Here is a 24090-nt window from a genome sequence, read left to right as displayed (position 1 = left end):
GCACATCAGGCTGGCCGAATCGCGCAGGCGGCGCTCATCGTCGGCAATCATGCTGGCGAAAGCCTCGACTCCTGGCCCAGCGTCATGGGCACGGCATCCTGCAACTGGGTGCGGGCGATCTTCAGGATGGGGGCGAACTCGCGCGCCTTGGCCTCGAAGGCGCGCGCAGGCTGGCCAGCGACGCCAGCAGCGTCTGGATGCCGAACCAGGTGGCCATCTTGACCGCCGTCGGATAGGTGTCGTTGGTGCTTTGCGAGGCGTTGACGTGGTCGTTGGGGTGGATCACGTCGTAGCGGCCACGCTCCAGGCCCAGATGCTCCAGCGCGCGGTTGGCGATGACCTCGTTGGCGTTCATGTTGGTCGAGGTGCCGGCACCGCCTGGATCACGTCGGTCACGAACTGCTCGTGCAGCTGGCCGGCGATCAGGTCGTCGCAGGCGCGCGAGATGGCGTCGGCCTGCTGCTGGTTCAGTGCGCCCAGTTGCAAGTTGGCCTGGGCGGCGGCCTTCTTGACGAAGGCGAAGGCGCGGATCAGCTCGGGCATCTGCGCCACGCTGTGGCCAGTGATGGGGAAGTTCTCCACGGCGCGCGCCGTGTGTACGCCCAGTAGGCGTCGGGCGGGATGGTCTTGGAGCCGAGGAAGTCCTGTTCTTGGCGCATGGTCGAAAATTCAGCGGTTGAAGATGATGAAGCGGCAAGCCGGGCCGCTGCGCCACTAGCCAGGGGGCCGGGCGCCAGCGGACGCCAGCGGAAAATGTTTCAGGCATGGCAGCAGGCGTGCGCCTCTTGGGCGCTGCCGGGGCTGCGCACGGGACTGACGGCGCGGTGTGCGCGCTCCAGCACCTGTGAAAATGCCCTGTCGGCGTAGTGCGCGATGGGCACGGCTGCACAGGGCATGGGCGCGATTATGACCCAATGCACAGGACGCGCATGAAGTCATCACTTGAGCGCATAACCTGGACATGCGCTGGCGCATGTTGGCGCCGGCATCCTTGTCTTTTTGGGTTTTTCTGCATGACCTCCCCTCCCCACCCCGCCTGTTGCGCTTTCACAAGCCCTGGGGCGTGCTCAGCCAGTTCACCGCCGAAGGGCGCTGGCGCGGGCTGAAGGACTTCATCGACGTGCCGCGCGTACACGTGGCCGGGCGGCTGGACGCCGACAGCGAAGGCCTGCTGCTGCTGACCGACGATGGCGGCTGCAGGCGCGCATCAGCGACCCGCGCCACAGGATGGCCAAGACCTACTGGGTGCAGGTCGAGGGCCTGCCCGACGAGGCGGCACTGCAGCAGCTGCGCGCCGGCGTGCAATTGAATGACGGCCCCACCCTGCCGGCCAGGCGCGCCGGCTGGAGCCACCCCCGGCCCTGCGCGCGCGAGCCGCCCATCCGCGTGCGCCAGAGCATCCCCGACTGCTGGATCGAGCTCACCATCCACGAAGGGCGCAACCGCCAGGTGCGGCGCATGAGCGCCGCCGTCGGCCACCCGACGCTGCGCCTGGTGCGCGTGGCCATCGGCCCCTACCGCCTGGACGGCCTGGAGCCGGGCCGCTGGGCCGATGCGCCCCTGCCACCGCGCTGCCCCGGCCAGCCTTCAGCGCAGCCGCACCCGGCGCAACTGCAGCGCGCCGTCGAGCACCAGCAGTGCCACGGCCGCAAAGATCGGGCCGTAGGTAGGCCACTGCGCCGGCGCGATGCTCTCGCCCAGCGCCAGCGCCACCAGGGCCAGCAGCACCGGCTCGACATAGCTGAGCAGGCCGAACAGCGCCAACGGCAACATGCGCGCCGCCGCCATGTACAGCGCCAGCGCACGGCGCTGACCAGGCCAGCACCGGCACCATGCCCACAGGTGGACATTGGCGGCCACCAGCGCAGTGGAGGCCGGCGCACGCAGCACGAACCACAGCGCCGCCGGAGCCAGCAGCAGCATGTCCAGCCAGTGCCCGCCCAGGTGGTCGGTGCGCAGCCACCGGCGCATGACGAAATACAGCGTGTAGCCAGGGCGACCAGCCAGGTCTCCCAGGCATGCCGCTGGCGCGCAGCACCTCGTGCGCCACGCCAGCGCCGGCCAGGGCTGCTGCCGTCCACTGCAAGGCCGACAGCCGCTCGGCAAACAGCAGCCGCCCGGCCAGCACCATGACCAGCGGCAGCAAAAAATAGCCCAGCGACACCGGCAGCGCCCGCCCGTGCAGCGGCGCCCACAGGAACAGCCACAGCTGCACGCCCAGCATGGCGGCGCTGGCCAGCAGGCCCAGCGCCAGCAGCGGCTGGCGGCGCACGCGCAGCGCTAGCAGGCGCACGCGCGACCACTGGCGCAGGCCCAGCAGCAGCGCGTGGTGAAGGGTAGCGTGGCCAGCACGCGCCAGCCAAAAATCTGCTCGCCGTCGAGCGGCGCAAGAAAAGGCGCCACGTAGTACATGGCGCCAAACAGCACGGATGCCGCGATGGACGCGGCCAGACCTTTGATCACGGGGGCAGACGAGCTTGGGAGGGGAGAAAAGACACGCCCGGGAAAAAACGCCCGGGCACGCATGACAGCAACTGGACGGCAGCGCCCAGCCTGGCAAGGGCGCGTGCAGCCGGCGCCGGGGACTGGTGCCGGAGCCGCTGCAGCCAGGCAAGCGCGGATTATCAGGCCGCACAATCCGCAGTGCCGCTGCCGGCAGCATCCGCGCTGTGCGCCTGCATGGCGCGCAAGACGCCGGACGCAAAACCGCCGGACGCACCACCACTTCCTCACATGTCCACCGCCGCCCTGCTGTGCCTGGTCATCGCCGTGAGCGATGGCGACACCCTCACGGTGCGCTGCGCCGCGCGCCGCCCCGAGCGCGTGCGCATCGTCGCCATCGATGCGCCGGAGCTGCGCCAGGCCTTTGGCCGACAGGCGCGCGAGAACCTGAAGCGCCTGTGCTTTCGCCAGCGCGCTGAACTCCATACCCTGGGGCGCGACGCCTATGGCCGGCACCTGGCGCGGGTGCGCTGCGCCGGGCAGGACGTGGCCACAGCGCAGGTCGCCGCCGGCCTGGCCTGGCTGTCCACGCGCCAGCCGGCGCAATACCGCGATCTGGCCGCCCTGCAGGCGCGCGCCCAGGCTGCGCGGATCGGCCTGTGGTCGCAGGCCAGGCCCATGGCGCCGTGGGACTACCGGCGCCGCTACCCGGCCAAGCGGTAGCGTTGGGCGTCGGGCGGGTTTTCATGCAAAACACTCATCGCTCACCCTTCCCCAGGCAATGGCGCGCTCAGAGCAAATCGGCGCGCAGCTCGGCTGCGCTGCGCGGCGACAGCAGGCCCGGGGGCACGTCGAACACCGTCTTGCAGCCGTGCTGGCCGGCGGCGTGCAGCCGGTGTACGGCGCGCGCATAGGCCACCAGCACGCTGGCCGTGAACTCCGGGTTGCTGCCCAGCGTCAGGCCGTACTCGATGACCTGCTGCACGCCGTCCGAGGTGTTGCCGCTGCGGATCACGAAGCCGCCGTGCGGCATGGTCGAATGCTCGCGCGCCAACTCCTCGGCGCTGATGAAGTTCACCGTGGTGTCGTATTGGTCGAAGTAGTGCGGCATCTCGACGATCTGGCGGCGCACGGCCTCGGCGTCGGCCCCATCAGCGAGCACGACGAAGCACTCGCGGCGGTGCTTTTCGCGCGTGGTCAGCTCGGGCCGCGTGCCGCTGCGCACCTGCTGCACCGCCGCCTCGATGGGAATGGTGTATTGCACGCCGCCGGCCACTCCAGGCACGCGGCGGATGGCGTCCGAGTGGCCCTGGCTCAGGCCCTTGCCCCAGAAGGTGTAGGTGGCGCCCTCGGGCAGCAGCGCCTCGCCCATTAGGCGGTTGAGCGAGAACATGCCCGGATCCCAGCCGGCGGAGATCAGCGCCGTGGTCTGGCCAGCGCGCGCGGCGGCATCGACGGCGGCAAAGTGCTCGGGGATGCGCGCATGGGTGTCGAAGCTGTCCACCAGGTTGAAGCGCGCCGCCAGCTGCGGGCTTTGCTCGGGCAGGTCGTCCTTGGAGCCGCCGCACAGGATCAGCACATCGAGCTGGCCCTGGTGGCCGGCCAGCTCGTCCATGTGATGCACGGGCACGTCCGCGCCCTGGACTTTCAGTTGCGCCGGCGCGCGCCGGGTGTAGATGCCGGCCACGCGCATGTCGGGGTTGCGGGCAATCGCCGCCTCGACGCCACGGCCCAGATTGCCGTAGCCGACGATGCCGATGCGGATGGGTTGCGTGCTGGGGTGCTGATCCATGGTGGATGTCTTTCAGTGGAAGGGAAGCAAGAAACGGACAAGAGACTATGAAGGGACGATTTTTCTTATCAAAAATGATAGCTGCTTACGCTTTCCTGGCAAGGGTTTGAGTGCTTTTTCACTCATGAAACCGCCTGAAAACGCCCGGACAGCAGCTCCGGCAGGCGCGCCGCAGGCAGGCGAAAGCCGCAGGCCTGGGCGTGGCCGCCGCCGCCCATGCTCACCGCCAACGGCGAGCAGTCGTAGCCGCGCTGCGAACGCAGGCCGACCTTGACCTGACCGTCCTCGGCCACCGTCCACATCAGGGCAAAGCTGCCGCTGCGCTGCGAGACGATCTCGCCCACCAGACTGTGGAAGGCCCCCGGCGCATTGACCATCAGGCCGGCCTGGCCGTTGAAGACCAGCGGCTGGGCGGCGCGTGCCACGTCCTGCGCCAAGTGGCGGAATTTCTCGTCCATGGCCCGCCCGCGCGCCACGAAGTCCTGCACCTGCCGGGCAGAGAAATCGGCGATCTCGCTCCAGCGCGCAAAGTCGAACGGTTCCAGATCGAGCGCGGCGACGAAGCCCGCCGTCTGCTCATGGCGCCAGTGCCACAGGTCGCGATCCTCGACGAAGCGCACCAGATCGGGCAGGGGCTGTTCGGGAAAAAAGTAGTCCCAGGCCAGGCGCGCACCGGACTTGTCCATGTCGAAATGCACGGCGCCGCAGCGGCACTCGAAGCCGGCCAACTGCTCGGCGGCACTCTTGTGGTGATCCAGCAGCACCAGCCGCGCCGCCTGGGCGGCTATGGCAGCCAGCAGTTCGGGGCCAAAGGCAAAGTCCAGCACATAGACAAAGCGACCGGCCAGTGGCGGCAAATCCTGCAGCGACTGCACCTGGCCATGCGTCAGGCCGACGCACTCGGCGCGCCCGCCATAGAAGCGCCAGGCCGCCAGCGCGGCGGCAAAGCCGTCGGCGCAGCGCCCGTGGTAGAGCACCAGCGGTGCGGGATCGTCAGGGCAAGGAGCCAGCAGCAGGGACAGCGGCAGCCGGGTGGAGCGCAGAGTGGCAGTCATCGGTACACATTGTGCTGCAGCGCACAATGCGCGCCAGCTGTCCGGAAAAAAATTCCTGGACAGCAGCGGGGTGGCTGTGGCGGCTGCGGTCGCCGCCCCACCAGGGCCGGGACTCAGGGCGTGACCAGTATCCGGCTGCGCGGCTTGGCCTCGCGCTGCGGGCGCGCCCATTTGCGCATCCCATCGCGCCCGCTGGCCGAGCGCAGCAGCAGCGCGCCCCCGACGACGGCGTGCAGCACAGCGCGAGTGCGCGAGGGCGTGAAGAAGGCGCAGGCGATCAGGCCGACGCCGGTCAGCAGGGTGATTTCGTGCTCCAGCGGAGCGCTCTCGCGCGCATCGTCGTAGGCGATGACGTTGCTCATGGTCTCGCGCAGGTCGGAGGAGTTCATGTCGGCTGTTCCTTACAGGATGCGGGCGGCGCACCGCGCACCGCCCGGGGTCGGCAACCCAGGACGCCACCGTAGGCTGCGCGCGGTGCCGCGCACGCCATCGCCCATGCCCTGGCGCTGTAGGAATGGCGCGCCAGCGGCTCGATTACGCTTGCCCCGCCCTGCCCATCCCACCCACAGCCGAAGAATGCGCCCAGAAAAACCCATGCAAGAAGCCTCCTGCGCGCCCTCGCCCCTACCCATTCTGTGGCGCGACGAGCACCTGGTGGCCGTCCACAAGCCCGCCGGCTGGCTGGTACACCGCACCGGGCTGGATGCCGGCGAGACGCGCTTCGTGCTGCAGACGCTGCGTGACCAGCTCGGCCAGCGCGTCCATCCGGCACACCGCCTGGACAAGGGCACTTGCGGGGTGCTGCTCATGGCGCTGCACGCCCAGGCCGCCCGCGCCCTGGCCGAAGCCTTTGCCGCGCAGGCCGTGGACAAGCGCTACCTGGCCCTGGTGCGTGGCTGGGCGCCGGCGCGTGCCGAGGTGGATCACGCCCTGCGCCCGCACGACGCCGCGCCCGATGCCGCAGCGCAGCCAGCCCACACCCGCCTGTCGTGCCTGGCGCGGCTGGAGCTGCCCGAGGCCAGCGATGCACGCTTCGCCAGCACGCGCGCATCGCTGGTGCTGGCCGAGCCGGGCACGGGCCGGCGCCACCAGATCCGGCGCCACCTCAAGCACATCGCCCACCCCATCATCGGCGACGCCACCCACGGCAAGGGGCCGCTGAACCGCTGGTGGGCGGCGCGGCTGGGGCAGTCCCGGCTGTGGCTGCACGCCTGGCAACTCAGCCTGGCGCACCCGGTGACCGGCCAGCCCCTGGTCATCAGCAGCGGCCTGAGCTGGCCAGGTGCCGAGCTGGGTGCAGCCACGGCGCCCGGGCATCTGCAAGACTGGCAGCACCTGCTGACCGGCCTGCCCTGGCAGGCTGGTCAACTCTCGAAACCATAGCTGCCAGCGCTTGACTGGCGTGGCTTTGAGGCCAAAAAGATGTCAAAAATCCCCTTTCCAGCCCTTGCCTGCCGATTTGTTTGCCGACTTGCCTGTCGATGCGTGCGGGAGCGGACGGCGGCGTCCTACCGGCGCTGGCGCCGCCCGGCCCTGGTGCGGCGTCGGCTCCTGGACACACTGGCCGCAGGCAAACCTGCCCGCCATTCCAGGAGGACACCCATGCAGCAAAAGACCAGCCCAAGCGGCCAGAGCGGCCAGACCGACCACCACGGCGCCACCCTTCACGGCCAGGTTCACTACCGCGAGGGCGACGGCCCGCAGTTGACCATCCCGGCGGGCCGGGTGGAGCTGTACCCGGCAGCCGACAGCGTGATCGTGCGCTGGACGACGCCTGACGACTCGGCAGGCCAGGCCGCCCTGACGCACGCGCAATACCAGCAATACGTGCAGGCCGGCCAGATCGTGCCGGCCCGGCAGGGGCAACGATAGTCCGCTAGTCCGCTGGCAACGACTGCCGGCAGCGCCCGCCTGGGGGTCTTGGGTCGTGCGCTGGGCGGCGCTGGGCGCTGGCACAACGCGCCACGCGCCATCTTCTGCAGGCGCAGCAAGGCGGATCCGCCACCACACCTGGGCAGGTTGGCAGTTGGCTACCATGCCCCATGCCCGCCCCCGCAGCCTCCCCGCCTGAGCAGACCACCTCGCCGGACGCCGGCACCGGCCTCTTTGCGCACACTCCCCCAGCCCGCAGGCATTGCGCTGGCTGCTGCACGCCGCCCTGCCCGACAAGAGCCGGCACAAGGCAGCAGGCTGGTGGCAGCAGGTGGACTTCCTGGTCACGCGCAGCCATGTGGACGAGGATGGCGACGCCTTCCACGACGGCCTGTTTATCAGCGACTGGAAGCAGCACGACTTCTGGCTGGCCCTGCCCGACAGCGCGCCGCCGCCATCCGGGGCCGGCGGCATCAGCCGGGCGCGCAATTGGCTGCAGCGCCTGGCGCCAGCGCCGCGCGCCAACGCCTGGGGCTGCTGTGCCAGTGGCGCAGCTACGACGCAGCCGGCCAGCCCGGCGCCTGGAGCCGGCTGGAGCCGGAGGCGGACAGCGCTGCCGCTGCCGCCCACGACACGGCCCCGGACGCTGCTGCCCTGGCACCACCGCTGCCCAGGCCCTACTGCCCCTGTGGCAGCTCGTGCTGCACTACTGGCGCACTGCCGAACACGAGCGCCGCAGCGGTCGGCTGCTGCGCGCCCGGCTGCACGCCAGCCTGACGCCCGAGCGCGTCATGGCGCTGGTGCAATTGCCCCTGTTCACCGACCGCCTCAACGACTGGAGCGACCCCGAGCGCGCCGGCCTGTGGCTGGACGACACCTGGGCAGGGCGCGCGTGCCCGGCTGGCATGGTGGCCGGCGCCAGGGCGCGGCTCTCAAGCTGAGCTGGCGCAACGGCCAGGAGCGCCCCGGCGACGCCGAGGACGACGCCCACGCCAGCTACCAGATCGAAGTGCTGGCGGACGACGCACCGCTACCCTCCGCACAGCCCACCCGCCCGGGCTGGCGCTGAGCTACAGCCAGCGCCAGAGCCAGGTGCGCACGCCCCTGCCTGCCGATGCCGCGCTGCACCTGCAGCAACTGTGCGCCCTGTTCACCGAGGTCGAGCAGCGCCTGCTGGCCGATCAGGCCCAGCAGGAGCAGCGCCTGCACGCCGGCCTGGACACGCTGGCGCCCACCCCCTGGAGCCGGCGCTGCTGCCGCCCCTGCCGCCGCACGCCAGCGATGCGGAGGTGCTCGGCCCGCAGATCATGGCCTTGTCGCGCGTCTGGCAGGAGGCCGGGCGCAGCTACGCCGCCGCCGTGCGCGCCCGCTGGGCCGGGCAGGCGGATCGGATTGCGGCGGCAGATGACGCGGCAAGCGATGCAGCAGACGGCGCAGCAGGTGCTGCAGCAGCGGCAGCGCCGCAGCCGCCGCAGCCGCCGGCGCCACAGGAGCCGCCCGGGCCGCCAGCTCCCGCTGTGCGCGACACCCGCACCCCCTTGCAGGCCGCTTCCGTACTGCGGCTGCGCCGTCGCATCCAGGCGCTGGGCGACGCCGGCCTGAGCGAACGCCTGCACCAGCGCTTCGTCTTCGCCCCGGCCGCCTATGCCGCCCACGCAGCGCGCCACGGCCTGCGTGTGCAGGCGCTGCGCTGGCAGGCTGATGGGGCGTTGCTGTGCTGGCTGCAGCCGGACGCATCCCGGCAGTGGCCGCCGTGCTGGCGCATCGCGGCGCAGGGGTTGGACATCGCCCCGGTGGACGAGCCGCCGCCCGCCCCGCCAGCCACCACCCGGGCCACCTGGCACGACGTGGTGCTGCAGGCCGATGCCGGCGGCGACCTGGCGGGTCACGGCGCCGCTGGGCAGACGCTGTGGCGCCACCACCTGGGGGCAACGCCGACCTGCCTGGCGCTGGCACCGGACGATGGCGGCCTGCTGGCCGTCGGCACCCAGGCCGGCCATGTCGTCCTGCTGCGCAAGCGCGCCGCCCCGGATGCGCTGGCGCCCGCCACCTCGCGCTATCAGGAGGTGCGCCGCATCCTATTTTGGGACGATGCCGGCACGGCGCTGGCGTGGTGATCCGCGCGTCCGACGCATAACGCACCACACCCCTGCGCGCGAGCACGCCCTGCGGCCCTGCCCAGGCTTCGGGGGCACGGCGGCAGCGCCGCGCCCGCGCCTCACTCGCCCGTGCGGCGCGCCCGGCGTTCGTCGCGCTTGCGCTGCTCGGCGCGGCGCTCGGCGCGCTCGGCCTCGCGCTCGTGTGCAGCCGCCAGCCAGGCGGCATATTCGTCCGGCGTCTCCAGCGTCACGCGCCCGATGCTGCCGCTGCGCAGGTCGGTCAGCACGATCTCGGCGGCCTTTTGCAGGTTCAGCCGCCCGCCGCTCATGACCGCGCCGCGCTTGCGTGCGATCAAATCCAGCAGCTCATCGTCGTGCAGCGCAGCGATCTCGGCTTCGGGCCGGGCCAGCTTGTAGCGCGCCACCAGCAAGGCGGCGTAGTGCTGCTTGAGGTAGGCCAGCAGCGCCATGGCCACCTCCTCCTCGTCATAGGCGTTGCGCCCCACGGCGCCGCTGGCAGCCAGGCGCTCGCCGCTTTCGGGCACGACGATGCGCGGCCACAGCATCCCGGGCGTGTCCCAGAGGTAGAAGTCATCGTCCAGCACGATGCGCTGCTCCTGCCGGGTGATGCCGGCCTCGTCGCCAGTCCTGGCCTCGCGCCGGGCCGACAGGGTGTTGATCAGCGTGGACTTGCCGACATTGGGCACGCCCACGATCAGCACGCGCATGGGCCGCGCCATGCCCCGGCGCGTGGGCGCCAATTGCCGGCAGCCCTCGATCAGCCGGCGCGCCGGGGCCGTGTCCGAAGCGTCGAGCGCAATGGCGCGCGTGCCGGGGCGGGCGTTGTACCAGTCCAGCCAGGCCGGCGTGCGCGCGGCATCGGCCAGATCCTGCTTGTTGAGCACCTTGAGCGTGGGCCGGCCCTCGGTCAACTCGGCCAGCAGCGGGTTGGCGCTGGAGGCCGGCAGGCGCGCATCCAGCAGCTCGATCACGACGTCGATGTCCTTGATGCGCTGGCCGATCGCCTTGCGCGTCAGGTGCATGTGACCGGGGAACCACTGGATGGACATGGGCAGGCTTTCTCAGACAGGAGCAAAGCCCGCAAGCTTAACTGCCACCTGGGCGACCGCCCGGTTGCTCAGAAGTCATACAGCCAGAACGACAGACCTTCGACGCCGACCAGGTCGGCCATATCGGCGGCAAAGGGGGCGACGTAGTTGGGATTGTCCGGCGTGGTCGAGCCCCAGGGGTTATAGACCGTGACCGTGGTGTTGTGCGCGTCCGCCGGGTCGGCGTCCATGATGATGTAGGCGTGGCCTTCGGTGAACAGGATGCGCTGGTCGGCATCGTGGGTGTTGGCCGAAGAGCCGACGAACAAGGTGTTGCCACCGTTGAGGTATCGCGCCAGCACCTGCACATCGCTCAGGCCCTCGGGCAGCAGCTGGACGGTGGTCAAGGGTTGTGGTTGACCTGGTAGCCGACGTCCTCGGCGTCGTCGCTGTATGTCCACGAACCCGTGCCCAGGATATAGCTGCCGGCCTCACTGAAGCCGCCCTCAATGGCCCACATGGCGTTCTTGCCGTTGCTCATGGCCTCGCGGCCCAGGAAGCCCTGCTCGTTCATCTGGGCATAGGCCTTTTCCAGCAGCGGCAGCCACAGCTTGGTGTCCTGCGGAGTCAGCGTGTTGGCCAGCTTGGAGTACAGCGGCACGTCGTCCTCGGCGCTGGCCACCACCAGCTGGTTGTTCACGGTGACCCAGTGCGTCTGCCCGCGCCCGTCATACAGGCGCACGCCATAGGTCTGCTGGCCCAGGGCGTTGGCGCCATTGCTGACGAACACCGCCTCGATGGCGCCTGGCTTGGAATGCGCCACCGCCGCCGCCGAAGCCATCAGGTAGCAGGTACCCGCCGAGCCTTGGTTGACGTCGGTAAATTGCGGCCCGGCGCTGCCGAACAGCGGCGCGTCGAAGACCTTGTACACCCCGGTGGCGGCGCGCGCCTCGGGGTTGGCGGTGTCGCCCTCGGTCGTGGGGTTGGGCAAGTCCAGGCCCAGCAGCCACTTGCCGCCGAGCTTTTGCAGCTGCTCGGCGCTCGACTCGGCGTTCAGGCTGCCCAGGGCGCTGGCGCGCGTCTGTCCGCCGGTATAGAAGCTGTTGGCCCGGCTGGTGCTGACCATCTGGTCGAACACGAAGCTCAGGTAGTCCGTGCTCTCGGCGTCCTGGCCGAACAGCGCCTGGCCGCGCGCTGCGATGGCGCGCAGGTCGCCCACCAGCGCCGCGCCGACCTGCTGGCCCGGCGGCACGCTGGCGATGGCGGTGGCCACGATGTTGACCAGGTCGGCATGGCCCAGGCGCTGCCCGTCGGCGGTGAGCTGCTCGACCAGGCCGCGCACGGCCTCGGTCTGCAGCATGGCCGTCCAGCCCTCGGTCAGCGGCGTGTCGGTGCGGTTGTTCAGATCGACGTTGCGCGCAGCCTCGGCGGCGCGCACCTGCTCGGGCGTGAGCGCCGTGACCGTGCTGCTGTGCCCGCCGGTGCTGAAGCCCACCTGCACCACGTTGCCCTGGTAGTCCGCCACCCACAGCTGGTAGCCGTTGCTGGTGGCCAGCACATCGGTGATGTCCAGCGCATCGCCCAGGGTGTCCACGGTGACGGCAGCGCCACCAAAGAACAGCGGCACCAGCGTGCCCAGGCCGTTGTCGATGCACAGCTGCCCCAGCTCGTTGACGCTGATGTCCAGTTCCTGGCTGTCGGTGTAGAGCACGGTGCCGCCGCCGATGCCGCCATTGCCGTTCAGGTCGGTGCCCAGGGCGATCTCGGCCTGGATCAGCTCACGGTCGTCCAGCGCGCGCACCTCCAGCACGCTGCCCGCGTGATCCAGGCGGGCGCTGTAGAACTCGCGCGTGCCGCTGGTCGAGGTGGCATACAGGGTGTAGCCGTCGGCGGTCTTGTCCACCGCCAGGGCCACCACGCCGATGGCATCGCTCAGGGGCACGCCCTGGTAGGTGATGGCGCGGTACTCGGCGATGGTCTGGCCAAAGTCGCCCACCTTCCAGCTTTCGCGCGCGTCCACGTAGAGGATGGCCTGGTCGATGTAGCGCGCACGGCCTTCAACGGAGTCGTAGGGGATGGTCATGAAAAAGCTCCTGCCAACGCAAGAATGGATAAGGGTCTGTCTGGAAAACACCGATGGGCAGAGCGCCTGCGGATCGGCAAGACGCAGGCAAGGCACTGCCGCACGCATGGGTAACGGCACACCCGCGCCCGGTTCCACGACACAACCTGCTCAAGCCTTGGACTCAGGGTTTCCCGTATTCCAGCAAAAGCTGCCAGATTCTCAAAAAGATAGCTGTCAGCGCTTACTGGACAAGGGTTTACAGCGTTTTTGACCAAAAAAAACGGGCCTTGCAAACGGCCCGTCCTTGTGTTCTGACTCAACCGCCCGGCATCACTGCCCGCGCAGCGCCGCGCGCAGCTGCTCGCCCACCTGGGGCCGCTCGGCAAACGGGTCGGGCGGGTTGGCGCCCTGCACGATGGCGTCCATGCGGCTGCTGACGTTGCCCAGCGCCTGCGGGTGGCTGTAGATGTAGAACTGGCCTGCCGCCGCCGCGTCGAAGACCTTTTGCGCCACCTCGGCGGCGCTGACGCGGCCACTCTCGACCGCCTTCACGGTCATCGCCGCGTTGATGCGCTGGCTGGGTGTCAGCTGCTCATCCGCCATGTCGGCGGGGCGGTTGCGCTCGCTGGCGATGATGCCGGTGGGCACGAAGTAGGGGCACAGCACGCTGGCGCCCACCTGGGTCGTGACCAGCGACAGGTCGTGGTACAGCGTCTCGCTCAAGCTGACCACGGCGTGCTTGCTGACGTTATAGACGCCCATGTTGGGCGGGTTGAGCAGGCCGGCCATGCTGGCGGTGTTGACGATGTGGCCGCGCCAGGCCGGATCGGCGCGGGCGGCGTCCAGCATCATGGGCGTGAACAGGCGCACACCGTGGATCACGCCCCACAGGTTCACGCCCAGCACCCACTGCCAGTCGCGCACCGAGTTCTCCCAGACCAGCCCGCCCGAGCCGACGCCGGCGTTGTTGAACACCAGGTGCGGCGCGCCCCAGTGCTGCTGCACGTCGGCTGCCAGCTGCTCCATCTGCTGGGCATCGGACACATCGACGCGCCGCGCCAGCACCTCGGCGCCCAGGGCCTGCATCTCGGCAGCGGCGGCGTCCAGCGCATCGCGCTGCACATCGACCAGCACCAGCTTCATGCCCCGGCGCGCGCCGATGCGCGCGCACTCCAGGCCGAAGCCCGATCCGGCGCCCGTGAGCAGTGCCACCTTGCCTTCGAAGTTCTCGATCATGGCGCCTCCCGTCAGACCAGCTTGACCAGCTGCTTGCCAAAATTCCTGCCGCGCAACATGCCCAGAAAGGCCTCGGGCGCTGCGGCCAGGCCTTCAGCGACGCTCTCGCGCGGACGCAGCTTGCCGGCTGCCACCAGGGCGCCCAGCTCGCGCAGCGCCTGCGGCCACAGCTGCATGTGCTCGCTGACGATGAAGCCCTCGACCCGCATACGGTTGATCAGGATCAGCGCCGGGTTTTGCAGCGGCAGCGGCTGGCCGTCGTAGCCGGCGATCATTCCGCACACGGCCACGCGGGCAAACGCGTTGGAGCGCAGCAGCACGGCGTCCAGGATGTGGCCGCCGACGTTCTCGAAGTAGCCATCGATGCCGTTCGGGCAGGCGGCCTTCAGGGCGGCGGACATGGATTTCAAGTCCGGGTGCTGGCGGTGGTCGATGCACTCGTCAAAACCCAGCTCCTCGGTGGCGTAGCGGCACTTGTCCGGCCCGCCGGCAATGCCGACCACGCGGCAGCCCCGCGCCTTGGCAAGGGCGACGAAGGCGCTGCCCACGGCGCCGGTGGCCGCGCTGACCACCACGGTTTGCCCCTCCTTGGGGTCGATGATCTGCGTCAGGCCATACCAGGCGGTGACGCCGGGCATACCCACGGCGCCCAGGTAGTACGACAGCGGCACGTGCGTGGTGTCCACCTTGCGCAGCATCCCGGGCTGGCCGGCATCGACCACGCTCCACTCCTGCCAGCCGCCCATGCCGACCACCTGGTCGCCGCTGTGGTAGTCGGGGTGGCGGCTCTCGACCACCTCGCCTACGGTGCCGCCCTGCATGACCTCGCCCAGCGGCTGGCAGGCGGCGTAGCTCTTGGCGTCGTTCATGCGCCCGCGCATATAGGGATCCAGGCTCAGGTAGTGGTGGCGCACCAGCACCTGGCCCTGCGCCAGCGCCGGGGTGTCGGTGGTGACCAGCTTGAAGTTGGCCGCCGTGGCCTCGCCCTGGGGGCGGTTGTCGAGCAGGATTTGCTGATTGCGTGGCATGGTCACTCCTTGAGTTGCACAATGATATTCAAAATTGATAGCTATCAGCGCTTGCCTGGCAAGGCTTTCCAGCACTTTTGACCCATAACCCGGAGGGGAATCCCAGGTTTCGGGCGGTTTCAGTCGGTGGCCGGCTGGGCGCTGGCGTCGGCGCGCGGCACGTAGCGGAAGGTGCCGGTGGACTGGCTGCACAGGCGCCCCTCTTGGTCGTGGACGGTGGCCTCGGCAAAGGCCGTCGAGCGCGTGCGGTGCAGCAGCCGCCCGCGCGCCACCAGGGCGCCGCGCGAGGGCTGCATGAAGCTGGTCTTCATCTCGATGGTGACCACGCCCATGTCGGGCGTCACGCTGCGCGCCGCCACGGCCATGGCCACGTCCAGCAGCGTCATGGTGACGCCGCCGTGCGCCACGGCAAAGGAGTTGGTGTGGCGCGGCTGCACCTGGTAGCGCAGCTCGGACTCGCCATCGGCCATGTGGTGCAGCGTGACACCCAGCTCGCGGATGAAGGGGATGTCGGCGCCGAAGTCCAGCACGTCGCGCCCGGGCTGCTGCGACCCTTGCGCCTGCGTCTGCATGTCCATTGCCATCAGCCGACCAGCGCGCTCACGCCGCCGTCCACCGCCAGCCACTGGCCGGTGATGTGCTTGCCGGCGTCGCTGGCGTACAGCAGCGTGATGCCCTTGAGGTCTTCGTCGTCGCCCAGGCGGCGCAGCGGCGCCTGGAGGGCCATTTTTTCCTCGCCCAGCTGCTCGATCAGCACAGTGGCCATCTTGGTCTTGAAGAAGCCCGGGCAGATGGCGTTGACGGTGATGCCGTAGCCGCCCCACTCGCCGGCCAGCGCGCGCGTGAAATTGATGACTGCGCCCTTGGAGGTGTTGTAGGCGATGGTCTTCATCTGCGCCGGGTTGCCGCCCAGGCCGGCAATGGAGGCAATGTTGATGATGCGCCCGCCCTTGCGCCCGATCATGCTGCCCTTGGCAATCGCCTGCGACAGCAGGAAGTAGCCGCGCACGTTCAGGTTCATGACCTTGTCCCAGGCGGCGGTGGGGTGGTCTTCGGCCGGTGCGCCCCAGCTGGCGCCGGCGTTGTTGACCAGGATGTCCACGTGGCCGAGCAGGGCCAGCGTCTCGCGCGCCAGGCGCTGGATGTCGTCCTCGCTGGCGCAGTCGGCGGCGATCCACTGGGCGTCGATGCCAGCGGCCTGCAGTTCGGCGGCGGCCTCCTGCAAGTCCTGCGCCTTGCGCGAGCTGAGCACGATGCGCGCGCCGGCCTCGCCCAGGGCATGGGCCATCTGCAGGCCCAGGCCGCGCGAGCCGCCCGTGACCAGGGCAGTCTTGCCGGAAAGATCGAAAAGTTGCTGCACCGTGCGTGCCATGGTGGGGGTCTCCGTAGGGTTGTGAGTGAGGGAAAACAAGCGGCAATCATTGTGCCGGCCCGGGTACGGGCGCCCCTGTCGCATGGGCGATTGCCCGGCCCGGTGCTCAGGCAGCATCGGCGCATCCCGGCAGGCACCATCGATGCGGGGGTGAAGAATTATCAAAAATAATAGCTATCAGCGCTTGCCAGACGGGGCTTTCAGGCTGATTTGATTGTTAAAACAGAGCGGAAACAGGCTGCTTCGGACGGTTTTGGGGCGGCCTGGGGTCTGGAGGCGGGGTTTTGCGGCGTTTTTTTGCTGATTTTCAGGTCAAATCGGCTGCAAACCCTTGCCGGGCAAGCACTGACAGCTATCAAAACAGGAGTTCTGCGGGGCTGATGCAGGCGGTGTGCTGCCATGCGCTGCGCCCGATGCAGGCGTGCGCTGTCCTGGCTCCTTCCCCCGCTGGGGGAAGGCCGGGATGGGGGCCGGCTGGTTCTGGCGCGCCATGCCGTGCGGCCAGCGTCGCTGGCCCCCACCCCAGCCCTCCCCCAGGGGGGGAGGGGGGAAGAGGTGCTCCTCAAAGGATGAGGGGGTGAAGACGCACCCTCAAGAGGCAGAGGAAGCAAGCGCCTCAGCTACCCACGGTCAGCGTATCGAATGCCACGATGTTGCGGCTCTCGCGGCTGAACTCCACGCCCACCAGATGCACCGGCCCGCTGGCGCGGTATTTGTCGGCGTAGTTTTTCTGTTGCAGCTGCTCGATGGCCCGCCCTTCAGGCACCAGCTCCACGACCTTGAACTCGAACAGCCAGGTCTGCCCCAGCCAGCGCAGCGCCATGTCGATGCGGCCTTGGTTGGTGGCGTCCTCCAGCACCATGTCCAGCCCCAGCGCAGCAAAGTAGCTGTAGAAGACGCTGGCCCAGTAGCCCTCGTATTGGGCGATGGGGTTGCCCCGGTACCAGTCGTGCGGGATGCTGGCAAAGAAGCTGTGCAGCAGTTGCTGCAGCCCCGCGAGGTCGCCCGCTTCGAGCAGGTCATAGACCGGGTTGATGTAGCGCTCGGGCACTTCGGTGGCGCCGCACAGTGCGCCCAGCAGGCTGTTGTTCAGGCTGGTCTTGACTTCCAGGTTGGGATAGGACAGCTGCAGCGCCAGCCGCCCGGGGCGGTAGCGCTCGCCGGTGATGGTGAGGTAGCCGGCCTGGAACAGCAGCGCTTCGGTGGCGATGTTGTCCACCTCGAAGCTCGACAGCAGCGTGGCCGACTCGAAGACGTTTTCCAGCGCGGGCGTGAACTGGCGCCGCCGCGTGAGCAGCTTGACCAAAAAGGTGGGCGTGCCGGTCTCGAACCAGTAGGGCTGGAACTGGCGGTTGCGAAACAGCAGCAGCACATCGAAGGGTTGTAGACCGACTCGCCGCGCCAGCTGTAGCCGTTGTACCAGCGCCGGATCTCGCCTCGATCCAGGCCGGGCAGCTCGGGCGCAAAGACGGTGTCCACATCGTGGTCGGTGTAGCCGCAGATGCTGCTGTACTCGGGGCTGATGGTGATGTCTTCCAGGTTGTTCAGGCCCGAGAAGATGCTCACCTTGCTGAACTTGGATACACCGGTCAGCAAGGCAAAGCGGATGTGCGCGTCGCTGTCCTTGATGACGGAATAAAAGTCCTTGAGCACCTCGCGCAGCTGCAGCGCCACGTCCTGGTCTTCGATGCGGTCGAGGATGGGCTTGTCGTATTCGTCGATCAGCACCACCACGCGCTGGCCGGTCTGCTCGGCCAGATGGTGGATCAGGCTGCGAAAGCGCTCGGCGTGGCTGCTGTCGGTGCGCGGGCAGCCGGTTTCGTCCTCATAGCGCTTGAGGTGCGAGTCCAGGCGTGATTGCAGGTCGGCAGCATCCTGCACCATGCCACCGCCAAAGCTGAAGCGCAGCACCGGGTACTTGACTGACCAATCCCAGTGCTGCTCGGCGTGCAACCCCTCGAACAGCGCCCGGTTACCCTCGAACAGCTCCTTGAGCGTGTCCAGGAACAGGCTCTTGCCGAAGCGCCTCGGACGCGACAGGAAAAAGTACGAGCCTTGCGCTATCAGCCGCAGCGCAATCGGCGTCTTGTCCACGTAGTAGCAGTCCTTGGCACGGATCTTGGCCAGGGTCTGGATGCCGATGGGGAGTTGCTTGCGGGCCATCGGGGCATTGTAGGAAGGCCCAGACTCCACAGCGCCCGCAGAAACCAGGCTCCAGCCGCCACGCCGCAGCCGCTTCATACTGCGCAGATCCCTAGCTGAACCTCCATCACCCATGTTCGATCTGGCTCTCCTGATTGGCCGCTTCCAGCCCGTACACAGCGGCCACGTTGCCCTGCTGCGCCACGCCCTGGCCCAGGCGCGGCGGGTGCTGGTGATTGCCGGCTCGGCGCACCAGGCACGCACGCCGCGCAACCCCTTCACCTGGCAGGAGCGCGCCGCCATGCTGCTGGGCGCCGCCCCGAGGCCGGCGCCCAGCGCCTGTACGTGCTGCCGGTGCGCGACTACTACGACCAGACACGCTGGGCCGACGCCGTGCGCGCCGCCGTGGCGCCGCACGCCGGGGCCGGTGCGCGCATCGCCCTGGTCGGTCATTTCAAGGACGCCAGCAGCAGCTATCTGGATTGGTTCCCGGACTGGCAGCTGGTCAGCCTGCCGCGCCAGGGCGGCATGGACGCCACACGCATCCGCGATGCCTGGCTGGGCGCCCTGCCGCCTCCAGCGCCGGGCACCACGCACCCACCCGCCGAGCTGGATGCCGCGTTGGACGCAGCCCTCGCCCCGCTGCTGCCCGACCTGCCCCCGCCCACCCAGGCCCGGCTGCGCGCCGCTGCCCATACGCCGGCCTACGCCGAGCTGCAGCGCGAGTGGCAGATGCTGCGCGAGTACCGCTCCGAGTGGGCCTGCGCGCCCTATCCGCCGGTTTTCGTGACCGTTGATGCGCTGCTGCTGTGCCAGGGCAAGGTGCTGCTGATCCGCCGCGCCCAGGCGCCGGGCCGGGGACTGCTGGCCCTGCCCGGCGGCTTCATCGAGCCGCGCGAGACGCTGTGGCAGTCCTGCCTGCGCGAGCTGGCCGAGGAGACGCACTGCACCCTGCCCGAGGCCACGCTGCGCGCCGCGCTGCGCGACGTGGCCGTGTTCGACCACCCCGAACGCAGCCAGCGCGGGCGCGTCATCAGCCATGTGCATTGCTTCGATCTGGGGGACGCCGCCCTGCCCGAAGTGCGCGGCGGCGACGACGCCAGCGCCGCGCAGTGGGTGGACGTGGCGGCGCTGGCAGCGCTGGAGGACCAGTTCCACGACGACCATTTCCACATCCTGGATCACTTCCTGGGTCTGAACCTGGGCCGGGCGAGCGCCCAAGGCATCCGGCAGGCAGACGTCGCCCCAATGGTTGTGCCATGAGCGTTGTGCGTTGTGCGCGAACAGCCCAGAGCTCCGACGCACAACGCACAACCAGCCTCATGGCCCCGGCCAGGGGCCGGGCGCTACGATTGTCCAATGCCTGCCTCGGCCCCCACCCCACCACTGTCCACGTCATCGAGTACCCTGCCCCTGGACGCCCAGGGCATCCACGCGCTGGCCGCACGCTCCATGTTCGAGCTGTTTTCCAGCATCAGCCAGGGCATGTTCCTGATCGACAGGAGCGGGCGCATCGTCTGGGTCAACGACAGCTACCAGCGCTTTCTGCCGGCGCTGGGCCTGCAGTCGGTCGATGACTTCCTCGGCCACATGGTCGAGGACGCCATCCCCGGCACGCAGATGCGCCGCGTGCTGGAGACCGGCCAGCCCGAGCTGATCGACCTGCTCACCAACCGCGCCGGCACCTTCGTGGTCAGCCGCATCCCGCTGCGCGACGAGGCGGGCGGCATCATCGGCGCCATCGGCATGGTCTTCTTCGAGCACCCGCAGACCACGCTGCGCCCGCTCATCAGCAAATTCGCGCAGATGCAGCAGGATCTGGACGACGCCCGGCGCGAACTGGCCGCACGGCGCAGCCACCCCTGGCCAACAGCGCCGGCCACGGCCAGCGCCGGGCCAAGTACACCTTCGCCAGCTTCATCGGCACCAGCCCGGCGGCGGCCGAGGTCAAGCGCCAGGCACGCCGCGCCGCCGGCTCCAGCAGCCCGGTGCTGCTGCTGGGCGAGACCGGCACCGGCAAGGAGCTGCTGGCGCACGCCATCCATGCCGCTTCCAGCCGCGCCGGCGGGCCGTTTGTCAGCGTCAACATCGCCGCCATCCCCGAGACGCTGCTGGAGGCCGAGTTCTTCGGCGTCGCTCCCGGCGCCTACACCGGCGCCGACCGGCGCGGGCGCGACGGCAAGTTCAAGCTGGCCGACGGCGGCACGCTGTTCCTGGACGAGATCGGCGACATGTCCATCCACCTGCAGGCCAAGCTGCTGCGGGCGCTGCAGGAGGGCGAGATCGAGCCGCTGGGCAGCAACCGGCTGGTGCCCTTCGACGTGCGCGTGCTGGCCGCGACCTCGCGTGACCTGCCCGCCCTGGTGCGCGCCGGGCGCTTTCGCGAAGACCTGTTCTACCGCCTGCACGTGCTGCCGATTCGCGTGCCGCCGCTGCGCGAGCGGCGCGGCGACATCCCGGCGCTGGTCGAGGCACTGGGCGAGGAGCTGGCGCTGCGGGGCGGCGACGCCCCGCCCGAGCTGCTGCCCGATGCCCTGGCTCTGCTGGCAGGCCAGCCCTGGCGCGGCAACATCCGCGAACTGCGCAACGTGCTGGAACAGGCCGCCATGCGCAGCGACCGCCAAAGCCTGGATGCCGCGCAACTGGCGCGCGTGCTGCGCGAGGCCGGCAGCGAGCCAGTTGCCGCCGCCCCGCTGGATGATGCACCGCACGGCGCGCCGGACGCCGCCAGCACCGCCCAGGCAGCGGACAGCGAGGCACTGCTGCTGCGCCCGCTGCCGCAGCAGATCGCCGAGCTGGAGCGGCGCGCCATCACCGCCGCCCTGCGCGCCCACGGCGGCAACAAGCTGGCCACGGCGCGCACCCTGGGCATCTCGCGTGCCAAGCTGTACGAGAGACTGGGTAGCGTGATACTGGAAAACCCTGATCATTGATCGAGCAACTGCCTGGATTCCAGGCAGTTTTTTGCCTGAAATCCGGACAGATACAAGAATGAGGGCGGGCCATCAGGCCATTTTTTCGAATTGAGCGCTTGGCGTGAGCATTCGCAGAACCCATACCGCACAACGCACAACGCACAGCCATTCAGAACTGGCACGGCTTGTGCAATAGCTTGTCCATTTACTTCACTCACAAATTCACAACAGGAGACCTTCGCCATGTATCGCCGCTCCCTGGTGGCCCTGGCCGCCCTCGCAGCCACCGCCGCGCTGTCCACCTCCGCCCTGGCCCAGTCCGAGATCCGCATCGCCCACATCTACAGCAAGACCGGGCCGCTGGAGGCCTACGGCAAACAGACCCAGACCGGCCTGATGATGGGCTTGAACTACGCCACTGGCGGCACCATGGCCGTCAACGGCAAGAAGCTGGTGGTGCTGGAAAAGGACGATCAGGGCAAGCCCGACCTGGGCAAGAGCCTGCTGGCGGCGGCCTACTCGGACGACAAGGCCGATCTGGCGGTCGGCCCGACCTCCTCGGGCGTGGCGCTGGCCATGCTGCCGGTGGCCGAGGAGTACAAGAAGATTTTGCTGGTCGAGCCGGCCGTGGCCGACTCCATCACCGGCGACAAGTGGAACAAATACATCTTCCGCACCGGGCGCAACTCCAGCCAGGACGCCATCAGCAATGCCGTGGCCATCGACAAGCCGGGCGTCACCATCGCCACACTGGCGCAGGATTACGCCTTTGGCCGCGATGGCGTGAAAGCCTTCAAGGACGCGCTCAAGAATGCCAAGCTGGTACACGAGGAGTACCTGCCCACCAACACCACCGACTTCACCGCCGGCGCCCAGCGCCTGATCGACAAGCTCAAGGATCAGCCCGGGCGCAAGATCATCTGGATCGTCTGGGCCGGCGCGGGCAACCCGTTCAAGATCGCCGACCTGGACTTGAAGCGCTACGGCATCGAGATCGCCACCGGCGGCAACATCCTGCCGGCCATGGCCAGCTACAAGAACTTCCCCGGCATGGAGGGCGCGACGTACTACTATTTCGGCATCCCCAAGAACCCGGTCAACGAGGCCCTGGTGGCCGAGCACTATCGTGAGTTCAAGTCGCCGCCGGACTTCTTCACCGCCGGGGGCTTTTCCGCTGCCATGGCCATCGTCGCCGCGCTGAAGAAGACCGGCGGCGAAACCCGCGCCAACACCCTGATCAAGGCCATGGAGGGCATGAGCTTCGAGACGCCCAAGGGCTTGATGACCTTCAGGCGCGAAGACCACCAGGCCATGCAGAGCATGTACCACTTCAAGATCAAGGCCGACCCGGCCTTTGCCTGGGGCGTGCCCGAGCTGGTGCGCGAGATCAAGCCCGAAGAGATGCAGATCCCCATCCGCAATCAGCGCTGAAAACCCGCTCTTGTTGTCTCGCTTCCTCCCCCCAGAGGGGGAAGGAGTCACAGCCCAACCATCCGTTTCTCGCCCGAAACCCATGCTGGAAACCCGATCCCTGAGCGTGCGCTTTGGCGGCCATGTGGCCGTCGATGGCGTGAGCTGCGCGTTTGCGCCGGGCACGCTCACCGCCATCGTCGGCCCCAATGGCGCGGGCAAGACGACCTACTTCAACCTGATCTCGGGCCAGCTCAAGGCCAGCAGCGGGCAGGTGCTGCTGGCCGGGCGCGATCTGTCGGGCCTGCCGGCCTCGGCGCGCACCCGCGCCGGGCTGGGGCGGGCCTTCCAGCTGACCAACCTGTTTCCCGGCCTGTCGGTGCTGGAGAACGTGCGCCTGGCCGTGCAGGCCACGCAGGACGGGCGCCACCGCCGTGGCCTGAACCTGTGGAGCGTGTGGAGCGACCACCGCCAGCTGACCGAGCGCGCCCAGGCCATCGTGGACAGCGTGGCGCTGACCCTGCGCCGCGATGCCCCCGTGGCCAGCCTGCCGCATGGCGACCAGCGCAAGCTCGAAGTGGCCCTGCTGATGGCGCTGGAGCCGCAGGTCTACATGTTCGACGAGCCCACCGCCGGCATGAGCCACGACGAGGCGCCGGTCATCCTGGAGCTGATCCGCCAGCTCAAGCGAGATGCCAGCAAGACCATCTTGCTGGTCGAGCACAAGATGGACGTGGTGCGTGAGCTGGCCGACCGCATCATCGTGCTGACCAACGGGCAACTGGTGGCCGATGGCCCGCCCGCCGAGGTGATTGCCTCGCCGGTGGTGCAGCAGGCCTATCTGGGCGTGCGCGAGAGCGCACCGGGGGAGCCGGCATGAGCGCCCAGGCAGTGCTGACGCTGCAGGGCGTACACACCCACATCGGCGCCTACCACATCCTGCACGGGGTCGATCTGGCCGTGCCACGCGGCCAGGTCACCATGCTGCTGGGGCGCAACGGCGCCGGCAAGACGACCACGCTGCGCACCATCATGGGCCTGTGGCGGGCCTCCCAGGGCAGCGTGCAATGGCAGGGGCGCGACATCACGCGCCTGGCCACGCCCCGGATCGCGCAACTGGGCATTGCCTACGTGCCCGAGAACATGGGCATCTTCGCCGACCTGACGGTGCAGGAAAACCTGGTTCTGGCGGCACGCGGCGCACGCAGCGCCCAGCACATCGACAGCGCGCGGCTGCAGTGGATCTTCCAGCTCTTTCCAGCCGTGGAAAAGTTTTGGCACCACCCGGCGGGCAAGCTCTCGGGCGGGCAAAAGCAGATGGTGGCCGTGGCGCGCGCCATCGTCGAGCCGCGCGAGCTGCTCATCGTCGATGAGCCCAGCAAGGGCCTGGCGCCCAGCATCATCAACAACATGATCGACGCCTTTGCCCAGCTCAAGGCCAGCGGGGTCAGCATCCTGCTGGTCGAGCAGAACCTGAGCTTCGCCCAGCGCCTGGGCGATGGCGTGGCGGTGATGGACAACGGCCGCATCGTCCACGCCGGCAGCATGGCCGAGCTGGCGGGCGATGCGGCGCTGCAGCAAGCGCTGCTAGGGCTGGCCTTATGAATCCCGGC

The 24090-nt window shown here is 69.0% G+C and carries 23 protein-coding genes and 5 pseudogenes; 13 read left to right on the top strand and 15 right to left on the bottom strand.

The genetic code is table 11. From position 1 onward, the window contains the following. Together IDM45_RS17315 and IDM45_RS17310 are read right to left on the bottom strand one after the other, a co-directional pair. Positions 1-659, bottom strand: a pseudogene (locus IDM45_RS17315) (lyase family protein); the annotation flags it as partial. A gap of 99 nt (positions 660-758) precedes the next feature. Next, a complete protein-coding gene (locus IDM45_RS17310; RefSeq protein WP_209423929.1) occupies positions 759-896 on the bottom strand; it encodes a hypothetical protein in 138 nt (45 codons plus the stop codon). Positions 897-973: 77 nt separating this feature from the next. On the opposite strand from IDM45_RS17310, the pseudogene IDM45_RS17305 reads away from it, so the two are divergent. Beyond that, positions 974-1554: pseudogene (locus tag IDM45_RS17305) on the top strand (pseudouridine synthase); the annotation flags it as partial. 33 nt (positions 1555-1587) lie between these two features. Here IDM45_RS17305 and rarD read toward each other — a convergent pair. Further along, positions 1588-2412, bottom strand: a pseudogene (rarD, locus tag IDM45_RS17300) (EamA family transporter RarD). 321 nt (positions 2413-2733) lie between these two features. Here rarD and IDM45_RS17295 point away from each other — a divergent pair. Next, complete coding sequence (locus IDM45_RS17295) at positions 2734-3165, top strand: thermonuclease family protein (RefSeq protein ID WP_209422276.1); 432 nt, start codon at positions 2734-2736, stop codon at positions 3163-3165. A 67-nt stretch (positions 3166-3232) separates the two neighbouring features. Here the strand turns inward: IDM45_RS17295 and IDM45_RS17290 are convergent, their stop codons facing one another. From IDM45_RS17290 to IDM45_RS17280, 3 genes are all read right to left on the bottom strand, one after another. Further along, a complete protein-coding gene (locus IDM45_RS17290; RefSeq protein WP_209422277.1) occupies positions 3233-4234 on the bottom strand; it encodes a diaminopimelate dehydrogenase in 1002 nt (333 codons plus the stop codon). 122 nt (positions 4235-4356) lie between these two features. Beyond that, positions 4357-5289 (bottom strand): DHH family phosphoesterase, encoded by a 933-nt coding sequence (locus tag IDM45_RS17285; protein ID WP_209422278.1) that lies wholly within the window; start codon positions 5287-5289, stop codon positions 4357-4359. Between the two features lie 113 nt (positions 5290-5402). After that, a complete protein-coding gene (locus IDM45_RS17280; RefSeq protein ID WP_209422279.1) occupies positions 5403-5678 on the bottom strand; it encodes a hypothetical protein in 276 nt (91 codons plus the stop codon). A gap of 205 nt (positions 5679-5883) precedes the next feature. Between IDM45_RS17280 and IDM45_RS17275 the strand changes: the two genes are divergently transcribed. The 5 genes from IDM45_RS17275 to IDM45_RS17255 all read left to right on the top strand — a co-directional run bounded on the left by IDM45_RS17275 (position 5884) and on the right by IDM45_RS17255 (position 9278). Further along, a complete protein-coding gene (locus tag IDM45_RS17275) occupies positions 5884-6672 on the top strand; it encodes a pseudouridine synthase (protein ID WP_209422280.1) in 789 nt (262 codons plus the stop codon). A gap of 219 nt (positions 6673-6891) precedes the next feature. Continuing rightward, positions 6892-7161, top strand: coding sequence for a hypothetical protein (locus IDM45_RS17270; RefSeq protein ID WP_209422281.1), 270 nt, complete (start codon positions 6892-6894; stop codon positions 7159-7161). 698 nt (positions 7162-7859) lie between these two features. Continuing rightward, positions 7860-8102, top strand: coding sequence for a hypothetical protein (locus tag IDM45_RS17265; RefSeq protein WP_209423927.1), 243 nt, complete (start codon positions 7860-7862; stop codon positions 8100-8102). After that, positions 8054-8230 carry a hypothetical protein gene (locus IDM45_RS17260; protein ID WP_209423926.1) on the top strand — a complete coding sequence of 59 codons (177 nt, stop codon included), beginning with the start codon at positions 8054-8056 and terminating at the stop codon, positions 8228-8230. The genes IDM45_RS17265 and IDM45_RS17260 overlap by 49 nt, the downstream gene beginning before the upstream one ends. A 238-nt stretch (positions 8231-8468) precedes the next feature. Next, entirely contained in the window at positions 8469-9278 is an 810-nt protein-coding gene (locus IDM45_RS17255; protein WP_209423925.1) for a hypothetical protein, read from the top strand. Positions 9279-9379: 101 nt separating this feature from the next. Here IDM45_RS17255 and ylqF read toward each other — a convergent pair whose 3' ends face one another. The 3 genes from ylqF to IDM45_RS17240 form a co-directional block, all read right to left on the bottom strand. Next, positions 9380-10330: a ribosome biogenesis GTPase YlqF gene (gene ylqF / locus IDM45_RS17250; protein WP_209422283.1), complete on the bottom strand. Its 951-nt coding sequence runs from the start codon at positions 10328-10330 to the stop codon at positions 9380-9382. A gap of 68 nt (positions 10331-10398) precedes the next feature. Continuing rightward, positions 10399-10716: a hypothetical protein gene (locus IDM45_RS17245; RefSeq protein ID WP_209423924.1), complete on the bottom strand. Its 318-nt coding sequence runs from the start codon at positions 10714-10716 to the stop codon at positions 10399-10401. Further along, positions 10713-12392 carry a C2 family cysteine protease gene (locus tag IDM45_RS17240; RefSeq protein ID WP_209423923.1) on the bottom strand — a complete coding sequence of 560 codons (1680 nt, stop codon included), beginning with the start codon at positions 12390-12392 and terminating at the stop codon, positions 10713-10715. The genes IDM45_RS17245 and IDM45_RS17240 overlap by 4 nt, the downstream gene beginning before the upstream one ends. Between IDM45_RS17240 and IDM45_RS17235 the strand changes: the two genes are divergently transcribed. Then, entirely contained in the window at positions 12391-12645 is a 255-nt protein-coding gene (locus IDM45_RS17235; RefSeq protein ID WP_209423922.1) for a hypothetical protein, read from the top strand. The genes IDM45_RS17240 and IDM45_RS17235 overlap by 2 nt on opposite strands. A 59-nt stretch (positions 12646-12704) precedes the next feature. Here IDM45_RS17235 and IDM45_RS17230 read toward each other — a convergent pair whose 3' ends face one another. The 6 genes from IDM45_RS17230 to IDM45_RS17210 all read right to left on the bottom strand — a co-directional run bounded on the left by IDM45_RS17230 (position 12705) and on the right by IDM45_RS17210 (position 18173). Next, positions 12705-13610 carry an SDR family oxidoreductase gene (locus tag IDM45_RS17230; RefSeq protein ID WP_209422285.1) on the bottom strand — a complete coding sequence of 302 codons (906 nt, stop codon included), beginning with the start codon at positions 13608-13610 and terminating at the stop codon, positions 12705-12707. Between the two features lie 11 nt (positions 13611-13621). Further along, entirely contained in the window at positions 13622-14638 is a 1017-nt protein-coding gene (locus IDM45_RS17225) for an NADP-dependent oxidoreductase (RefSeq protein WP_209423921.1), read from the bottom strand. A 119-nt stretch (positions 14639-14757) separates the two neighbouring features. Next, entirely contained in the window at positions 14758-15168 is a 411-nt protein-coding gene (locus tag IDM45_RS17220; protein WP_209424046.1) for a PaaI family thioesterase, read from the bottom strand. 53 nt (positions 15169-15221) lie between these two features. Continuing rightward, positions 15222-16010: an SDR family oxidoreductase gene (locus IDM45_RS17215; protein ID WP_209422286.1), complete on the bottom strand. Its 789-nt coding sequence runs from the start codon at positions 16008-16010 to the stop codon at positions 15222-15224. 616 nt (positions 16011-16626) lie between these two features. Further along, the gene (locus tag IDM45_RS17840) at positions 16627-16872 is read right to left on the bottom strand and encodes a PD-(D/E)XK nuclease domain-containing protein (protein WP_233457700.1); all 246 of its coding nucleotides are present in this window, start codon (positions 16870-16872) and stop codon (positions 16627-16629) included. Positions 16873-17099: 227 nt separating this feature from the next. Further along, positions 17100-18173 carry an ATP-binding protein gene (locus IDM45_RS17210; protein ID WP_233457521.1) on the bottom strand — a complete coding sequence of 358 codons (1074 nt, stop codon included), beginning with the start codon at positions 18171-18173 and terminating at the stop codon, positions 17100-17102. Between the two features lie 112 nt (positions 18174-18285). Between IDM45_RS17210 and IDM45_RS17205 the strand changes: the two are divergent. The 5 genes and pseudogenes from IDM45_RS17205 (at position 18286) to IDM45_RS17185 (ending at position 24082) form a co-directional block, all read left to right on the top strand. Beyond that, positions 18286-19415, top strand: a pseudogene (locus IDM45_RS17205) (bifunctional nicotinamide-nucleotide adenylyltransferase/Nudix hydroxylase). 96 nt (positions 19416-19511) lie between these two features. Next, positions 19512-21085 (top strand): annotated as a pseudogene (locus IDM45_RS17200) (sigma-54 interaction domain-containing protein). Positions 21086-21310: 225 nt separating this feature from the next. After that, positions 21311-22498: a substrate-binding domain-containing protein gene (locus IDM45_RS17195; RefSeq protein ID WP_209421127.1), complete on the top strand. Its 1188-nt coding sequence runs from the start codon at positions 21311-21313 to the stop codon at positions 22496-22498. Positions 22499-22580: 82 nt separating this feature from the next. Then, complete coding sequence (locus IDM45_RS17190) at positions 22581-23357, top strand: ABC transporter ATP-binding protein (protein WP_209421126.1); 777 nt, start codon at positions 22581-22583, stop codon at positions 23355-23357. Further along, positions 23354-24082, top strand: coding sequence for an ABC transporter ATP-binding protein (locus IDM45_RS17185; RefSeq protein ID WP_209421125.1), 729 nt, complete (start codon positions 23354-23356; stop codon positions 24080-24082). The genes IDM45_RS17190 and IDM45_RS17185 overlap by 4 nt, the downstream gene beginning before the upstream one ends. Positions 24083-24090 lie beyond the last annotated feature (8 nt).

This window comes from Melaminivora jejuensis, from assembly GCF_017811175.1.
GTDB lineage: Bacteria > Pseudomonadota > Gammaproteobacteria > Burkholderiales > Burkholderiaceae_C > Melaminivora > Melaminivora jejuensis.
This window is presented reverse-complemented; position numbering and strand designations above follow the sequence as displayed.

Excerpts from the sequence above, each read along its gene's own strand:
- IDM45_RS17310 (WP_209423929.1), bottom strand. The coding sequence starts at position 896 with ATGCCCTGTGCAGCCGTGCCCATCGCGCACTACGCCGACAGGGCATTT.
- IDM45_RS17230 (WP_209422285.1), bottom strand. The coding sequence starts at position 13,610 with ATGATCGAGAACTTCGAAGGCAAGGTGGCACTGCTCACGGGCGCCGGA.
- IDM45_RS17275 (WP_209422280.1), top strand. The coding sequence starts at position 5,884 with ATGCAAGAAGCCTCCTGCGCGCCCTCGCCCCTACCCATTCTGTGGCGC.
- IDM45_RS17195 (WP_209421127.1), top strand. The coding sequence starts at position 21,311 with ATGTATCGCCGCTCCCTGGTGGCCCTGGCCGCCCTCGCAGCCACCGCC.
- IDM45_RS17210 (WP_233457521.1), bottom strand. The coding sequence starts at position 18,173 with ATGGCCCGCAAGCAACTCCCCATCGGCATCCAGACCCTGGCCAAGATC.
- IDM45_RS17290 (WP_209422277.1), bottom strand. The coding sequence starts at position 4,234 with ATGGATCAGCACCCCAGCACGCAACCCATCCGCATCGGCATCGTCGGC.
- IDM45_RS17280 (WP_209422279.1), bottom strand. The coding sequence starts at position 5,678 with ATGAACTCCTCCGACCTGCGCGAGACCATGAGCAACGTCATCGCCTAC.
- IDM45_RS17225 (WP_209423921.1), bottom strand. The coding sequence starts at position 14,638 with ATGCCACGCAATCAGCAAATCCTGCTCGACAACCGCCCCCAGGGCGAG.
- IDM45_RS17285 (WP_209422278.1), bottom strand. The coding sequence starts at position 5,289 with ATGACTGCCACTCTGCGCTCCACCCGGCTGCCGCTGTCCCTGCTGCTG.
- ylqF (WP_209422283.1), bottom strand. The coding sequence starts at position 10,330 with ATGTCCATCCAGTGGTTCCCCGGTCACATGCACCTGACGCGCAAGGCG.
- IDM45_RS17295 (WP_209422276.1), top strand. The coding sequence starts at position 2,734 with ATGTCCACCGCCGCCCTGCTGTGCCTGGTCATCGCCGTGAGCGATGGC.
- IDM45_RS17190 (WP_209421126.1), top strand. The coding sequence starts at position 22,581 with ATGCTGGAAACCCGATCCCTGAGCGTGCGCTTTGGCGGCCATGTGGCC.
- IDM45_RS17235 (WP_209423922.1), top strand. The coding sequence starts at position 12,391 with ATGAAAAAGCTCCTGCCAACGCAAGAATGGATAAGGGTCTGTCTGGAA.
- IDM45_RS17215 (WP_209422286.1), bottom strand. The coding sequence starts at position 16,010 with ATGGCACGCACGGTGCAGCAACTTTTCGATCTTTCCGGCAAGACTGCC.
- IDM45_RS17185 (WP_209421125.1), top strand. The coding sequence starts at position 23,354 with ATGAGCGCCCAGGCAGTGCTGACGCTGCAGGGCGTACACACCCACATC.
- IDM45_RS17840 (WP_233457700.1), bottom strand. The coding sequence starts at position 16,872 with ATGGTGCTGGAGGACGCCACCAACCAAGGCCGCATCGACATGGCGCTG.
- IDM45_RS17240 (WP_209423923.1), bottom strand. The coding sequence starts at position 12,392 with ATGACCATCCCCTACGACTCCGTTGAAGGCCGTGCGCGCTACATCGAC.
- IDM45_RS17270 (WP_209422281.1), top strand. The coding sequence starts at position 6,892 with ATGCAGCAAAAGACCAGCCCAAGCGGCCAGAGCGGCCAGACCGACCAC.
- IDM45_RS17255 (WP_209423925.1), top strand. The coding sequence starts at position 8,469 with ATGGCCTTGTCGCGCGTCTGGCAGGAGGCCGGGCGCAGCTACGCCGCC.